Origin of the sequence: Brakhagea baltica (genome assembly GCF_052161605.1) — a bacterium.
GTDB lineage: Bacteria > Planctomycetota > Planctomycetia > Pirellulales > Pirellulaceae > JBKCUI01.
On the sequence record NZ_CP197409.1, the window covers coordinates 2,536,904 to 2,551,810 of the forward strand.

The window sequence follows — 14,907 nt, forward strand, 5'->3', positions numbered from 1 at the left end:
TCCCTTGCTACAGGGAAATTCCAAAACACCCCAGGGACGGGACAGGTTTAGCCACGGATGGCATTTTTCAGAGCTATCAATCTCAGTGCTTCTGAACAGTACCCATCGAGCGGACTATTGCCCAGCGATTATTGCCCAGCGACTATTGCTCAGCGACTATTGCTCAGCGACTATTGCTCAGCGACTATTGCTCAGCGACTATTGCTCAGCGACTATTGCTCAGCGACTATTGCTCAATGCCTCGCGTTGCAGATAAGCAGATTGTGCCAACAATTCGACTTGGTACCGCATGAGATCGATCTCGGCGTTCAATTGTCCTATTCTATTACGACGTGCAGACTGTTCGATCTGAACTGCCGACTGTCGCAGCAAATCGATCCCGCGTAGCTTGGCACTGGATTTCAAACGATACGCAATACTAGCAACAGCCATCGCATCATGGCGTCGGGTATGCCGGTCGAGAGATACCATGTCGTCCTGTAGGTCTCGGATAAAGGACTCCAGTTCGTCAAAAGCAGCATCCACATCCCCTCCATGTTGGCAGATCAGATAATCAAACTCCGCGAATCTAACATTCGAATTGTTCATGTGGTTTTCCGAGAATAGGAGCCAGTAAGGGATACTCATTGCGAAAAAGTAGAACACGGGCCCGCTGGATGGATAGGTTCCTTAGTTTTGTGGTAATTTTTAACGAACAAGCAATCGATAAGGCCGTCAGATCCGGTACAACCATACTGGTCTCGCTCCTCCTCTATGCTCAACTGTCCAGGCACGGTCGCTCGCTAGAAAAGAAAAACGAAAATCGCTCGAGGCTGCTATGACGAACCGACTTCCCAACATAAGCACTTTGATCGATGGCTATAACCTGATGCTTGGAAGTGTTGTGAGCCCAGATGCAAAGCGTAAAAGAACTTTGCACGACGCTCGACTCTACTTTCTAAGTTGGCTAGAGTCCAAACTGCCTCCGCAAGAGCGAACCAACGTGTGCATAGTTTTTGACACCGCGCACAATGCAGCTCACGATCAACAGACGGCTTTCCATGGAATGAGAATAATCTATGCAACCTCTCACTTGTCGGCAGATGAGTGTATCCAGTCGCTAATCAGAAACCATCCGTCTCCTTCAAAGCTAACCGTAGTTTCGTCTGATCATCAAATTCAGCGGAACGCCAGAGCCCGAGGGGCGAAGGCTATTGACTCCGAGGTTTGGATCGAGCAACTGAATGCCCCACCAACCGATAAAGAACGTGACCAACCGGCTGGACTCAACGATTCGGAGAAACCGGATAGAGAAATCAACACCAAGAAGTGGCTTGAGGAGTTTGGGTTCTAGAAACGCTGAGTCGATCAACCTACCAATCCCAAAAAGTGCGCCCCAAACACATCTTCCATCGCGCACGCATTCGGAAGATGAGCTAAGCCGGTAGCTCAAAAATAATCACCGCCCCACTGGCGTTTGGAGGCCGGAACTCATCACCCCCGACGTACAGACGACCATCATGTGCCTCGACGATCCGGCGACTTATCGCCATCCCTAGCCCCGTTCCCTTCGTTTTCGTGGTGTAGAACGGATCGAAAATTCTCTGCGTTTGCTCTTCGTCTAAACCAGGTCCACAGTCCGCAATCGCAACCTGCACCGAAGTCGAAACACCGCTGCGTATCTGTCGACATACGACTCGAACCATGGAACCTCTCGGGGAGACGAATAAGGCGTTCTCAAAGATATTTCGTAGAACCTGTGAGATCTTGTCGGGGTCGCAGTATACAGCAGGACAGTCGCCACAATCCACGTCCATTTGCACATCCAACGCCTTAGATTGATCCTCCAAATTTGCCCACGTTTGCTGACAGAGCTCAGCCAGAGTATGCCGCGTCTTCCCCAGTTGAATCGGAGCCGCATAGCTCCGCACTTCTTCATAGAGAGTCTGAAGCTCTACGAGCGCCGAGCGAATTCGCCGGACTAAATCCTTTTGGTCTGGCAGAGAATCTAGGTCAAGGTCCAGCATATCCAAACATGCTCGCGAGCGCTGCAACGCATTTCGACTCTCATGAGCCAAACCTGTTACCATCTGCCCGATGGCTGCAAGCCTCTCACTTTGGATTAAACGCAACTGGGCGTCTCGCAGCTCGGCTTCGGTTTGCTGCCGTTCCGTCATGTCACGCATGATGCCGGTATACAACACTTGATCGTCTATCTTGACTTCACTGATAGCCAAATCCACGGGGATCAGCGTACCGTCCACCTTTTGTCCTAAAACCTGACGACCAATGCCAATAATGTTACGCTTTCCCGATTCCTGATACGTATGGATGTACTGATCGTGACGTGAGCGGTCTGGCTCGGGCATTAGCATGGATACATTTTTGCCGATCAAGTCGCTCGGCTTATAGCCAAACAATTTCTCTATAGCCCGATTGGCGTGCATGATGATGCCGCGATGATTGATAGTGACAATCGCATCAACAGCCGTGTTGAGGATAGCATTGAGTAACGCCGTATCAACACGGCTTTGCGCTTCTGTCTCCAACTGATTCCCATCCGTCATTCTGCCCCCTCAAGCCAACCTGGTTTCAACTCTTCTAACATGCTGACAAGGCGCGATCTTTGATCGGAATTTAAACTGACTCCTTCCGGAGTGTTAATGTATTTCACTAGAACCTCGCTCATGCGATTCTTAACATACTGCATCACAGGGGCAGGCAACCCATCAAAGTGACTCGACAGAATCAAGAAGCTGCACCGATTTTGGAATAGATACCTCGACAAATCCAAATCTCGAAACGAACGCCCCTGAGAATCGCGAGGGCCGAGACCTTCAAAATCCGCTCGATATCGATCCGATCCCGCAACGGTATCCGTCAATTCAAACTCATCCGCGAACAAAAGAGCCTTTAGAAGCTCTTCTCCTACCGACGCAATCCGCCGCTTGGTCGAATCGCTTACGAAATCTTCTGCTCGTCCCAATGCGTGGTTCATCGCTTTATCTAGGTGAGTCGCTTGTCGTGTCTCGTAATTGGCTCGAGTGATTAGATTATGGACTCGAGTTTGATGTTCCAAAACCATGAGAGCCACAATGTCGCTCTCCAAACTCAGATAGCCACTCCGACTAACTTCACTCGGTAATTCCGTCAGATTAGCTCCTCTCTCGACATCCAAGCCTTGAGGATCCTCACGCTCCAAAGCAAATACGTTTCCCATATGACGCATCGAACCATGAGTACCTGTTACATACCAACCACCCCATCGCTGCAGAAACGGACTGCGATGATCGGAAACATAGCTCGAAGAACCACTCCGGGGGCGGCCTGCTTTATCGGGGTAAACCGATCGAACGAGAACACCTGGTACTCGCTCCGTACGGGTCGTTGCGTGGCAAGATAAGCATTGCCCTCGATCCCGTATGATCGTGGGGCTAACAGGTGCATCCTCGGAAAGCCGCGACGGTAACTCTAACGTATAAAAGACCGAACCCAACTGATCGTCGATAGCAGTCAACTCGATGACGTTGCTCCCCTGCACAAAACCCACGTAACAGTCTTCATTGAAAAAGATAGCCCGAGGTTTGCGGGGAGTGATGTGATTGATCTGCAAACTAGTCTTGGAGAAGACGAGACACTGCGAAGATACGGGAACTTCCAGTAGCTCCAGTAGCGATGTCAGATAGTTTCCCTTTTCGTCCGGGATAAGCGATTTGCTGCCTGACTTGATGTCTTGCCAGAGGATCGCAACCCGATCGTGAGATGGACTGTCGTAGTACGAAACGGGGGGATTTTCAAAGTCATCTCCCGATATCGCTGCACGTGGTGCTGATACCACCAATAGGCACGCATAAAAAACGATAGCCAAGCTGAGAGGAACTGGCTTCTTCATTTACTTTCGTGTCTCGCTTTTCAGCTCCGAATCGTCGTTCAGGATTCGCATCGATTCGGAATCCAAGTCATCGTATTGGCCACTCTTGATGCAATAAAAGCAGCCGATCAGGCCCAAAGCTCCTAGGAATAACGCGGCCGGTAATGCTATGTACAGTACACTCATGTTCGTTTCTCCCAAGTCTTCTCACGGCGTTTAGTAAAGGTTCTCGCGTTCATCGCTAACACCAAAACAGAGACTCCGCTCAAGGGCATGAACAGGGCCGCAGTCAGCGGATGAATCAGACCGCTCATGGCGAGCGATATCGTAATGGTGTTGTAAAGAAGCGAGACTATGAAACAATTGCGAATCGCTCGAATGACTCGCTTCGATGCGAGAAACAATTCTAACAACGAACTCAAGCGAGGATTGGCGATATAGATGGGTGCAGCCGCCAACGATTGCTCGGTGTTTCCGCGCACAGCGATACCTATATCAGCCGCAGCCAAGGCCGCTGCGTCGTTGACTCCATCACCGACCATTGCAACTTGAAGCCCCAGCTCTTCGCGACTTCTGCGAACCATTGCCAATTTGTCTTCAGGGTTTTGAGCCCCCAGAACGGTTTCCAACTCGACACCTTGATGACGAAGCGACTCAGCAATTCGTTCAACAACCTGCGGATGGTCACCAGATAGGATCCCTAGCTTCCAACCGAGTTCCCGTAGCGACCTCAAGGTGTCGACGGCATCGTGTCGAATGGCATCTCCCACGGCGAACAAACCAACGACGACATCGTCTGTTGCGACCCAGATCGCCGACTGGCCACGATGAGCGATATCAGCAGCTTGCGTCCGCCATCGGTCTGGCACCGTGATACCACATCGTCTCATCCAAGCTTCATTGCCAATGGACAAAATGGCATCGTCGATCGCGCCGCCCCGGACCAACCCCCGAACACCATAACCTTGTTGCTGAACAACATCGGTGGCTGTAATCGTTTCGTCCTCGTCCTCATAAGCTTCTGCATAATCTACAATTGCCGTCGCTATGGGATGATATACCGATCGTTCCAAGGCAGCGATGGCGGGAAGCCAGTTCTCCTCACCAAACCAATGGTGAACATGCACTCGCCCCATAGTAATCGTGCCTGTTTTATCGAGCCATAACATCCCGGGCTTGGCGAGCTTTTCAAGGCATTCTCCCTCCCGAATCCAGATCTGTTGTCGTGCAGCACGGCCCAGCGCGATCGTAACAACCAACGGAGCCGCGAGCGCCAATGCACAGGGACAAGCTATGGTTAGCAATGCGATCGTATGCCCTGTCGCAGTCCCCACACTGGCCATGACACTCCAGCCGATAAAGGTCAGGAGGGCTAGCGTCAAGACGATTACAACAAACCACCGGCTGACTCGATCGGCTGCTTGTATCCACGGTGTTCGATAGGTGGTAGCATCTCGCACCATCGCCATAAGACGCCCCATGCGACTCTCATCGCCCGAGGCCGAGACTTGCATCTCCACTCGGGACGTTAGATTCGTGGTTCCCCCTACGACCAAATGACCAGACGCGACCACCACGGGCTGCGTTTCCCCAGTCAACAGCGACATGTCGATCGTGCTCTGGCCTGTGAGAATTTCACCATCAGCAGGAACGATTTCGCCTGGCTCAACAATCGCGACATCTCCTGCCTTTAAACGATTGGCTGGGATAATGGCTACGGTATCGTCCGGGCCTTTCTTCTTGGCAATATTGGCATGCCAGCGCAGCAATCTGGTCATCGAAACTCGGGCTCGTGATTGGGCTCGGAATTGGAGATAACGACCTATGCGAAGCAGCAGCACAAAAGAGGCGAGTGAATCAAAATAAACGTGCCCGACCCCTGAATAAGCACCGTATATTGCGCTCGCAGATCCAATCAATAGAGCAATCGCGACAGGAATATCGATGTGCGGTGTCTTTGACTTGATAGCAGCCCATGCGGTCTGAAAGAAAATTCTGCCGGGAAAAGCCGCCGACAATAAACCAAGACCTGCACCGACCCATCGCAAAAAGTATTCGTTATCGCTCGAAATGCCTGTAGATTCCCCCGCGTAGAGAGCAACGCCGATCCACATCGCATTGGCCGCAAAAAACGCGGCGGCAGCCAGAGCCATCCAGTGCTCACGCTGCTTGAGGGTTACTTCACGAGATTGCTCTTCGTCGTCTTGCCACGGGGCCAATTGATAGCCGATCTTTGATAGACGAGAAGCAACCCGAGCGACCGTAGTTTGCAAGGGATCATAAATGAGCTCGACTGAGTTGTCACTTAATCGTACGCGAGCACTGTAAAGCCCATGAATAGTCGGTTGCAAACGCTCGATTAACCAGGAACACGCGGCACAATGCATACCTTCGACCGATAACCGTACGCAATCAAGTCCACCGGGTAGATGGTTGACTCTGACTCCTGCTGCATCCAAGTCGTACAACACAGCATTGCGTTGCTCGGACTCCTGCACACCGAGCGAGCTACCAGTATCGGTGCGGAGCGTGTAATAGTCCTCTAATCCCATCTCGTGGATCAACGCATAAGCACCCATGCAGCCATTACAACAAAATGCTCTTTCTGCACCTTGATTCGAACTGCCGTGCGATACCGTCGACCGAGCCGGTGCACCGCAATGGGCACAAGGTACTGTGGTTTCCTTTTTTTGGGGTCGTCGATTAAGAGTCATTAATCTACCGGCCTCTTTCGGACTGTTCGGATTGACAGCAGGGCAAGCCTGCGTTGATTAGAATGCGAAGTCGATTCAATCGCTCAGCACCCGTTTCCTGTTCCGAGGGCAACATCAAATGGGAATTCCTCTCGTCTGGATTTATTGTTTCCTTGGCGGATGCTTGGTTGATAAAGGTCTTGGGAATGGGCAATTCAACAGCCGATCTCGCGACCATCAGGTAAATCCCCATGGTTAGAACGCATAGTGAGGATACCACACCAGTCGCTCCTCGCCATCGATCTCCCAGCAATCGCCACCCCATTACCGACAAGGAAAGGAGCGGCAACGTACCAATCCAAAACGAGACCATCGTGGCGATCGACATCGCCGTGGATGTTGAAGCAGCGGCTGTCAATACGAAGAGGTATAACCACCCGCACGGCAACAAAGTGGTCGTTAATCCCCAGCCGAACGCGCTCTGCCACTTAGTTCTCTTAGGCAATTGAGCCCGAAGTTTGGCTAGTTGCATGCTCCAAGCATAAACCCATTTTCCATGCTTGGCGGAACCGCTTTGGAGTGCAAAGCGATCTGGAGATAAGGCCCCCAACAATCGTATCAACCCGAGGCCGATGAGAATGACTCCCACCCAAAGCCCCAACGACTGAAACCATTCCCATCGACCGAGCGAACTTGCCAAAAAACCGACCGCCAACCCCATCGCCACGTAGGTAAATAGCCTGCCGACATGATAAGCCGTCATGCGTCGGAACGAGTCGAGCTTGGTTCCCAGGTTGGCTTGTTTGCCGCTCTCCATGGTTCCGGATGCCATGATGGCGAACGGACCACACATTCCGACGCAATGCAACGAACCGAGCGCTGAGGCAATCGCTGTTGCACCAAGCAACTCTAACGCGCTGCCCCAAGAAATCATAATCGACTCTTCCAATCGATTTTGCGTTCCAACCAAATGGACTTATCTCCCGCAAACCCGGCGAGCTCAATATGCCAAAAGCCTGGCTTTGTCATCTGAATCGCTGCGGTATAGAAACCGTCTTGCTCCTCTAACTCGACTCGCTGCTGCTCAGCAACTCGGGTGAAGTGAAACACCTCGATCGTCCACTTGAGATTTGGCACATGAGCACCTTCGCTATCGGTAATTCTTAGAACGATCGCTTGGTCGGTCGACTTCTCTTGATCGATATCAACCGAATAGCCTGTCTCTCTAAAATGCTTGAAGTCTCGTTGACGGTCCGACCATTGAACCGAACGTTGCCCAAAACCCGGAATGGACCGAAAGGAGGGATCGCCTGCCGCCATAGTAATAGCCACCACAGCGATCGTGATATCAATCGCAAAGAAGCCAAGAATCATCGAGACCCAGAAGCGGCGGGAACTTGCTTCACTCATATTATTGTGGTCCTAGTAGTTTAACAGAGAGATCTCGAGTCGCTTGGTTATCGTCTTGAACGGTGAGAGTTGCATTGGCAAAACCTCTGCCAGTTGTCATCGAGATAGGAAACTTAACATCCACCAAAGCCAAAATCGTTTCGCCTGGTTCTAGCTTAAGCTTTTCGCCAGCACTCCACTGAGCGGCAATCTTGGCATCGCTTGGAACCAAGACATACTCTTGAGCGGTTTGACTTCGGTTGACGAGGCGAACTTTGAAATTGTTTTGTACTTGTTTGTTCTCAAGGATCGAAAACGGCGACCCTCCCCCACGGAACACTCTCGCGTCGAACGCAAATTTCGTGGAGAGAACGTAGACGAACAAGCCTGCCAAAACCGTGATGAGAACGGAATAGATGGCCGTTCTGGCTCGGATCCACTTTTGAGGCTTGCCTTCAAGCACATCTTGACTGGTGTATCGAATCAATCCAATCGGCAGACCGACTTTCGTCATCACAGTATCGCAAGCGTCGATGCATTGTGCACAGTGAACGCATTCGAGCTGCAAGCCGTTTCGAATATCAATACCAGTCGGGCAAACTGCTGTGCATCGACCGCAATCAATGCAATCGCCAGCCGTCGGAAGATTCAGCGTTGCGACTCCATCATTAACGCCCTTGGTTCGTTTTCCCTTCTTTCGCGGCTCACCCCGGTTGGTGTCATACGCAACGATTAGAGAATTTCGATCCAACATCACAGACTGAAAGCGACCATAGGGGCATGCGATCATGCAGAGTTGCTCGCGGAAGTAGAGACCATGAAAGGTCATGGCGGCAGTGGAAGCGAACATAATCAGAAACGCTACGGGATGCTGAGTCGGAGTCATTCTCATCCATTGAGCCAAGCGATCCGTGCCTACAAAGTAACTGAGAAACACGTGCGCGATGAGTCCGCACAAAATCACATAGACGAAAAATCGTGCCACCTTCATCGGACCACTTAGCGGTTTGCGACCTTTTCCGCCTCGCCCTACTGTCCTATCGAATAATCGATCAATAGGACGAAACACGTATTCCATGTAAACGGTATGTGGGCACGCCCAGCCACACCAAACACGGCCCGCGACGCTAGTCGCAAGCATGACCGCGAAAAACGAGCCCAGCATGAGACAAGCCAACAGCGGAGTGTCTGTCGGATAAAACGTATGCCCAAGGAACGTAAATTGTCGCGAAGCAATATCAAGCAGCACGTACGGCTTGCCGTTAATGCGCAGATGCGGCAAGATCACAAAGAATGCGATCAACGCATAACCAACGATACGTCGCTGATGCCAATACTTGCCCATCGCCAGTGATGGCGTGATCCAACGCCGTTTACCGTCCTTCGCCAAAGTCGGCAAAACTTGTTCCTCTGGTTGTAGGATCGAGCCCGCGTTTCCAGCAGGCTGCCCCCCAAGGTTCGCTCCGTCCATCGTGGATCGGATCGCAGCGGAATCGTTTTGGCATGCCCCCTCTCCCTTGCAGTTACCGCACCCGACGGAGCATGCCGCCATTCTGGCTTGTGGTGAGGTAACTATAGGAAGATGATCTGTTGTACTCATGGTTTTTATTTCCCACCCCGGATTCAATATGTATTCAGGGTGAGCCTGTGTTTGAGGTCCTTGACTTTGGGTGCTGATATCTTTGATATCAGCACACCTGCATCGGTTACATTTTTTCTTCGGTTTCGCGTGGTGCCGTCGGCCATGGTGGGATAGGGCTACCATCTGGTCCCTTAGCGTTCGGAGGATTGGTGCCGCGCAAGCTGGCCACGTAAACAGAAACCAAAATCACATCGTTTTGGTGCGAGAGTCTCTTATTCCAAGCGGGCATCGCCCCGCCGGCTAACCCTTCGTTGACCACCTTGATGATATCGGTCAGGGATTTAATCGCCTTGAAATGCTCATCGCATAGATTCGGACCGACATTGCCGCCCCCCTCTGGACCGTGGCACGACGTACAGTTCGAGCGAAAGATCGATTGGCCGACATTCACCCATTTGGGATCCTGAAGATATTTGATCATCGTGGCTTCGTCCGGCGTCAAGTCCCCGATTTCCTTGTACTGCTTCTTGGTGTTTTCACTCAAAGCCGTTTCGAATTGATCGGCCACGGAGCGGCCTGCCTGGCCGCCATGGTAGTACATCAAGTAAAACGGTGATGCGACGATAGTCACCCAGAAGAGCCACTTCCACCAACCGGGAAGCGGGTTATCGTATTCCTGAATTCCATCGTAGCTATGTCCTACGGGAGGTTCTTTGTTAGTTAGCGTCGACATTAAACGTTCGGTCCTTTCCGAGGATCAACGACATGATCTTGTAGGGGTATATTACTGAATTGTTTCGCGGATTCGGGGCGGAGTTTCCAAGCGCCCCAAATGATGGACAGGAATGCAACCGCGAACATGACGACGGCTACCTCACCAAAGAACGAATAATCCAGCCAGGATACTACTTCTTTTAACATGATCTATTCCGCTTTCTTGTCCGCTTGAACAACAGCAATCGCTGAGTCAAATTGTGTGTTAATGCCCGCCGTTGGTAGTTCCGACGATTCCTCGCTTGCAGGAACAGCCTCCGGTTCCGCAGCGGCCTCCTCCGGTTCTGCAACCGCCTCGTCCGTTTCCGTATTAAACAAATCGGTACCCATTCGCTGCAAGTAAGCGATCAGCGCGATGGCTGTCGATTCCTCCAGCAAAATCCCTTCATAGGTCACTGGACCGCCTTGGGAAATGATCTCCGCTGCGATTGCCTGAGCTTGTGTTCGAGCGATCTCTTCAGCGTTGGTCAACTCCTCTTCGTAGGGAGCCCCCAGGAAGTGCGCGGCCCAAACTCGCTTCGGAATCTCCTTGTAGTTGAGCTTCTCGCTGAGGAGATGACGATACGGAGGCATCACAGACCCCGGCGAGGTCTTTGCAGGATCCTCAAAGTGTCTCCAGTGCCAGAAGCTGCTTTGCTTGCCTCCTTCACGAGCCAAATCGGGACCGATTCGACGAGACCCCCATTGGAAAGGTCGATCGTAAATGAACTCACCGGCTTTGCTGTAATCAGGAGGATAACGTAGCGTTTCCGCCACCATCGGACGAATCATTTGCGAGTGGCAGTTGTAGCACCCCTCAGCAACATAGATATCGCGACCAGCCAGTTCGAGCGGCGTATAAGGCTTGACCGAAGGGATCGTAGGGATATTGCTTCGAATCAAGAACATCGGAACGGCTTCGAACAAGCTGGCGATCGTAACCGCCAGGGCTGTTAGAATGGTGAATCGAATCGGCAATCTTTCCCAACGTCGGTGCCAATCCATCTTGGCAAAGGTTTCGACCTTGGCCGCAGCTTCTACTACCGGTACACCCTTGAGGTCCGAAGGTGGCAACGGTTGATCGACATAGTGCTTGCTCAATCGAGGAGCAGCATGAACATGGACCTCATACTTGGCAGGTCGGTTCATCCAAGTCATGAAGGCGTTAAGGCCTAGCATCAAGACCCCAGCTACATAAAGCAGACCTGCGAATACCCGCGCCCACCAGTAAGGAACAATTGCCTGCACCGTCTCTACGAAGTCGGGATACTGCAATCGGCCTAGATCGTCCATGGCTCTCCACATAAGCCCTTGGGTGATTCCAGCGACGTAGATCGGAATGATGTAGAGAAGAATTCCAATAGTACCAATCCAGAAGTGCCATTCGGCTAATTTCTGGCTCCAGAGCTTGGTCTGGAACAAACGTGGTAGCAACCAATAGATCATGCCAAAGGTCATAAAGCCGTTCCAACCGAGAGCACCGGAGTGAACGTGAGCGATCGTCCAGTCCGTGTAGTGCGAGAGAGCGTTCACACTCTTCACAGAGAGTAGCGGACCTTCGAATGTTGCCATGCCATAAAACGTAATACCGACGACAAAGAATTTCAGGACTGGATCGGTTGTCACTTTGTGCCAAGCGCCTCGCAGCGTCAGCAACCCGTTGATCATCCCCCCCCATGACGGCATCCATAACATCACGCTGAACAACATGCCAAAGGTGCTAGCCCATTCAGGCAGTGCGGTGTAGTGCAAGTGGTGAGGACCGGCCCAAATGTAAATAAAAACCAGAGACCAGAAGTGAATAATACTGAGCTTGTAACTGAAGACAGGGCGTTCGGCAGCCTTAGGAAGGAAGTAGTACATCAATCCCAGGAACGGAGTGGTCAAGAAGAACGCCACGGCGTTGTGACCATACCACCACTGCATCAGTGCATCTTGAACGCCTGCATAGACCGAGTAGCTTTTCCAAGCACCGATCGGAACCACCAGATTGTTAAAGACGTGTAGGATCGTCACAGTAACGATCGTTGCAATGTAGAACCACAACGCGACGTACATGTGTCGCTCACGACGATTCCACAAAGTCATCAAAAAGTTACCACCAAAGAAGACGAGCCACACTACAGCGATGGCCAAATCGATGGGCCACTCCAGCTCAGCGTATTCCTTGCCCTGAGTAAATCCGAGCGGCAAGGTGATCGCGGCCGCGACAATAATCGCTTGCCATCCCCAAAAGTGCAGTCGGCTCAGCAGATCGCTCCACATGCGGCACTTGCAAAGTCGCTGCGTGCTGTAATATACCGCCGCAAAGATGGCGTTCCCTGCAAACGCGAAGATCGCCGCGTTGGTGTGAACCGGTCGCAGCCTTCCAAACGTAAAGTATTGAGCGATGGCCGGATTGATCGATTCCAGGAGACTCGGCATGACGAGCAAAAGAGCAACAATTACCCCGGCTGCCGTTCCTACGATCCCCCAGATAATCGTCGCAATCAAAAACAGCCTGACGATCCCGTCGTCATAGCTAAAGGTCTCGAGTGCCTGCGTTTGATATTCCGAAGAGGTGGAAGATTCGGGACCTCCCGTGTTGCGGTCCGTCGATGGAGGAGATTCTTCAGCTAATGACATGAGTTCTTAGATCTTGAATGAGGGGTGTTTATAACGATGGCGACGTGACATGCAATCGACGTGCCGTTTTAAAAAGACAAATCGCCGCACCAACCAATTTGGAAACCAGTGGATTTCCTTGCCGCCTGAACAGCGGGTTCAGATTTTATTCGGTTTATGGTTCCACAGCCCTTGCCATTGCCGTGCGGAAGCGATCTGGTTTCCAGGTAGGTGAGATCAATTGTCACACCCAGTGGAAATCATTTTCCTTCGCTGCATGCAAGCTAGTGCGTCACAACCTGACGCAGTGACAACTGTGCCAAATTGAGCCAAACCTGCACACCTTGTCAATATCCTTCTTGCAGTCCTAGCGTTGCTTGAGTTCTCGCGATGCGTGGCCTCGCTGAATTCTAATGCAGATTAATGCGAGCCCGGACCATTGGAAAACTTCAGGATCAAGTCATGGTGCCGCCTTTGCTAGCAAAAAGTAAAATGGATGATTTGAAATAGAAGTAACTGTTTAGGTACTCTTTTTGCTGCTGGGGGCTAGCTTGCACGCGCTCAGTTTGAGGGCTAACCAAACCGTATCAGGACCAGTAACGAACACCTATGGTTTTAGCACCACTTTCGGAACCAATTGATCTGCTCTTGGTCGATGATGAACCCGACTTTTTGGAGCCGGCGTGCCGCTTTTTTCAACGTCAGGGTTATCGTGTCGTTGCGGCCGCCAATGCGGAGCAAGCGATCAGCGTCCAACAAAGCCAGCACTTTAATGTGGCAATTGTCGATCAAAACATGCCTGGCATGAATGGGTTGGATTTGATCAATCGGCTTCACCAGGAAGACCCCGAGCTAAAGATCATTATGCTGACGGGAGCAGGAAGTATTGGCTCCGCAGTCGAGGCGATGAAACGAGGAGCGGTCGACTACTTGTCGAAACCGTTCGGACTGGATGAACTTGACGTGCTTCTGCGGCGAACAGCCAAGGCGATCGTCTTGGAGAAGGAGAACATTTTCCTAAAGCGCCAGCTCAACGAGCAGAATCGCACCAAGCCGCTCATCGGAAATTCATCAGGGCTGCAAGAAGTTAAGCGTCTCATTGCACGCATCGCCCCTAGCGACAAGCCCGTTTTGATATTGGGCGAAAGTGGCACGGGAAAAGAGCTTGTCGCTCGAGCGATCCATGCTCAAAGCGGGCTATCAGAAAAACCCCTCGTGGTTATCAATTGCGCCGCACTGCCGGAATCCCTTTTGGAAAGTGAACTCTTTGGTCACGAGAAAGGTGCCTTTACAGGAGCCATCGATGCGAAACCAGGGCTGTTCGAAATTGCCGATGGCGGGACGTTATTTATCGATGAGTTTGGAGAATTGGCTGGTGGACTTCAAGCCAAACTGCTTCGCGTGCTTGAGGACGGCTCCATGAGGAGAATCGGTTCGACCAAGGAACGAAAAGTAAAAGTTCGCTTGATCGCAGCCACAAATCGAGATCTCGCCAAAGAGGTCGCCGAAGGTCGTTTCCGCGAAGACCTTTTTTACCGAGTCAACGTTCTGTCGATCAAGATTCCGCCATTGCGTGAAAGGTTTGAGGATATCCCACTTCTGATTCAGCATTGGCTGGGAGAAGACTGGACACTAGGGCCAGGCGTGAGTGAGCTATTCAGCAGGTACGCATGGCCAGGAAATGTCCGGCAGCTTATTAACGCCCTGGAGCGAGCCAAGATTCTGTCCGACGATCATCGAATCGATCTAGCGAATCTTCCTTCCGAAATCCACACGACCAATAATTCGCCGACGATTCCCGTACAGGACCTTGTCCCGGAGCTACGTATTGGTGACGCAATTCCCTTGGAGTCTCTGTCTCATCGGCATGTCACAGAAGTATTAAAACGAAACCGTGGGAACAAGACCAAAGCTGCCAAAGAGCTTGGAATTGCGCGTCGAAGCCTTTACCGAATTCTTGATACGCTAGCCGCAAAAGAAGAGTCGATCGACAGATCGGTGGACGCTCCCGCCTCTGCTAAATAGCATCCCTTACG

At 51.6% G+C, this 14,907-nt stretch carries 13 protein-coding genes; 2 read left to right on the forward strand and 11 right to left on the reverse strand.

Going from position 1 to position 14,907, the window contains the following annotated elements:
• Window positions 1-219: 219 nt before the first annotated feature.
• The gene (locus SH449x_RS09305; RefSeq protein ID WP_482381060.1) at window positions 220-588 is read right to left on the reverse strand and encodes an Hpt domain-containing protein; all 369 of its coding nucleotides are present in this window, start codon (window positions 586-588) and stop codon (window positions 220-222) included.
• A 229-nt stretch (window positions 589-817) separates the two neighbouring features.
• Between SH449x_RS09305 and SH449x_RS09310 the strand changes: the two genes are divergently transcribed.
• Window positions 818-1,333 (forward strand): NYN domain-containing protein, encoded by a 516-nt coding sequence (locus SH449x_RS09310; RefSeq protein WP_482381061.1) that lies wholly within the window; start codon window positions 818-820, stop codon window positions 1,331-1,333.
• Window positions 1,334-1,415: 82 nt separating this feature from the next.
• On the opposite strand, the gene SH449x_RS09315 is transcribed toward SH449x_RS09310, so the two are convergent.
• From SH449x_RS09315 to ccoN, 10 genes are all read right to left on the reverse strand, one after another.
• A complete protein-coding gene (locus tag SH449x_RS09315) occupies window positions 1,416-2,546 on the reverse strand; it encodes a two-component system sensor histidine kinase NtrB (protein WP_482381062.1) in 1,131 nt (376 codons plus the stop codon).
• Window positions 2,543-3,871 carry a hypothetical protein gene (locus SH449x_RS09320; protein ID WP_482381063.1) on the reverse strand — a complete coding sequence of 443 codons (1,329 nt, stop codon included), beginning with the start codon at window positions 3,869-3,871 and terminating at the stop codon, window positions 2,543-2,545. The genes SH449x_RS09315 and SH449x_RS09320 overlap by 4 nt, the downstream gene beginning before the upstream one ends.
• Window positions 3,872-4,036 carry a cbb3-type cytochrome oxidase assembly protein CcoS gene (gene ccoS / locus SH449x_RS09325; protein ID WP_482381064.1) on the reverse strand — a complete coding sequence of 55 codons (165 nt, stop codon included), beginning with the start codon at window positions 4,034-4,036 and terminating at the stop codon, window positions 3,872-3,874.
• Entirely contained in the window at window positions 4,033-6,564 is a 2,532-nt protein-coding gene (locus SH449x_RS09330; protein ID WP_482381065.1) for a heavy metal translocating P-type ATPase, read from the reverse strand. The genes ccoS and SH449x_RS09330 overlap by 4 nt, the downstream gene beginning before the upstream one ends.
• Before the next feature lie 4 nt (window positions 6,565-6,568).
• Window positions 6,569-7,477 carry a sulfite exporter TauE/SafE family protein gene (locus tag SH449x_RS09335; RefSeq protein WP_482381066.1) on the reverse strand — a complete coding sequence of 303 codons (909 nt, stop codon included), beginning with the start codon at window positions 7,475-7,477 and terminating at the stop codon, window positions 6,569-6,571.
• Entirely contained in the window at window positions 7,474-7,953 is a 480-nt protein-coding gene (locus SH449x_RS09340) for a FixH family protein (RefSeq protein ID WP_482381067.1), read from the reverse strand. Before SH449x_RS09340 ends, SH449x_RS09335 begins: the two co-directional genes overlap by 4 nt.
• A gap of 1 nt (window position 7,954) precedes the next feature.
• Window positions 7,955-9,532, reverse strand: coding sequence for a cytochrome c oxidase accessory protein CcoG (gene ccoG / locus SH449x_RS09345; RefSeq protein ID WP_482381068.1), 1,578 nt, complete (start codon window positions 9,530-9,532; stop codon window positions 7,955-7,957).
• 106 nt (window positions 9,533-9,638) lie between these two features.
• Entirely contained in the window at window positions 9,639-10,247 is a 609-nt protein-coding gene (locus SH449x_RS09350; RefSeq protein ID WP_482381069.1) for a cbb3-type cytochrome c oxidase N-terminal domain-containing protein, read from the reverse strand.
• Window positions 10,247-10,435: a hypothetical protein gene (locus SH449x_RS09355; RefSeq protein ID WP_482381070.1), complete on the reverse strand. Its 189-nt coding sequence runs from the start codon at window positions 10,433-10,435 to the stop codon at window positions 10,247-10,249. Before SH449x_RS09355 ends, SH449x_RS09350 begins: the two co-directional genes overlap by 1 nt.
• A 3-nt stretch (window positions 10,436-10,438) precedes the next feature.
• A complete protein-coding gene (ccoN, locus tag SH449x_RS09360; protein WP_482381071.1) occupies window positions 10,439-12,892 on the reverse strand; it encodes a cytochrome-c oxidase, cbb3-type subunit I in 2,454 nt (817 codons plus the stop codon).
• Between the two features lie 588 nt (window positions 12,893-13,480).
• On the opposite strand from ccoN, the gene SH449x_RS09365 reads away from it, so the two are divergent.
• Complete coding sequence (locus SH449x_RS09365; protein ID WP_482381072.1) at window positions 13,481-14,896, forward strand: sigma-54-dependent transcriptional regulator; 1,416 nt, start codon at window positions 13,481-13,483, stop codon at window positions 14,894-14,896.
• Window positions 14,897-14,907: the final 11 nt, after the last annotated feature.

Bases quoted from the DNA above. Each gene is read 5' to 3' on its own strand.
- SH449x_RS09305 (WP_482381060.1), bottom strand. From the start codon at position 588: ATGAACAATTCGAATGTTAGATTCGCGGAGTTTGATTATCTGATCTGC.
- SH449x_RS09310 (WP_482381061.1), top strand. From the start codon at position 818: ATGACGAACCGACTTCCCAACATAAGCACTTTGATCGATGGCTATAAC.
- SH449x_RS09315 (WP_482381062.1), bottom strand. From the start codon at position 2,546: ATGACGGATGGGAATCAGTTGGAGACAGAAGCGCAAAGCCGTGTTGAT.
- SH449x_RS09320 (WP_482381063.1), bottom strand. From the start codon at position 3,871: ATGAAGAAGCCAGTTCCTCTCAGCTTGGCTATCGTTTTTTATGCGTGC.
- ccoS (WP_482381064.1), bottom strand. From the start codon at position 4,036: ATGAGTGTACTGTACATAGCATTACCGGCCGCGTTATTCCTAGGAGCT.
- SH449x_RS09330 (WP_482381065.1), bottom strand. From the start codon at position 6,564: ATGACTCTTAATCGACGACCCCAAAAAAAGGAAACCACAGTACCTTGT.
- SH449x_RS09335 (WP_482381066.1), bottom strand. From the start codon at position 7,477: ATGATTTCTTGGGGCAGCGCGTTAGAGTTGCTTGGTGCAACAGCGATT.
- SH449x_RS09340 (WP_482381067.1), bottom strand. From the start codon at position 7,953: ATGAGTGAAGCAAGTTCCCGCCGCTTCTGGGTCTCGATGATTCTTGGC.
- ccoG (WP_482381068.1), bottom strand. From the start codon at position 9,532: ATGAGTACAACAGATCATCTTCCTATAGTTACCTCACCACAAGCCAGA.
- SH449x_RS09350 (WP_482381069.1), bottom strand. From the start codon at position 10,247: ATGTCGACGCTAACTAACAAAGAACCTCCCGTAGGACATAGCTACGAT.
- SH449x_RS09355 (WP_482381070.1), bottom strand. From the start codon at position 10,435: ATGTTAAAAGAAGTAGTATCCTGGCTGGATTATTCGTTCTTTGGTGAG.
- ccoN (WP_482381071.1), bottom strand. From the start codon at position 12,892: ATGTCATTAGCTGAAGAATCTCCTCCATCGACGGACCGCAACACGGGA.
- SH449x_RS09365 (WP_482381072.1), top strand. From the start codon at position 13,481: ATGGTTTTAGCACCACTTTCGGAACCAATTGATCTGCTCTTGGTCGAT.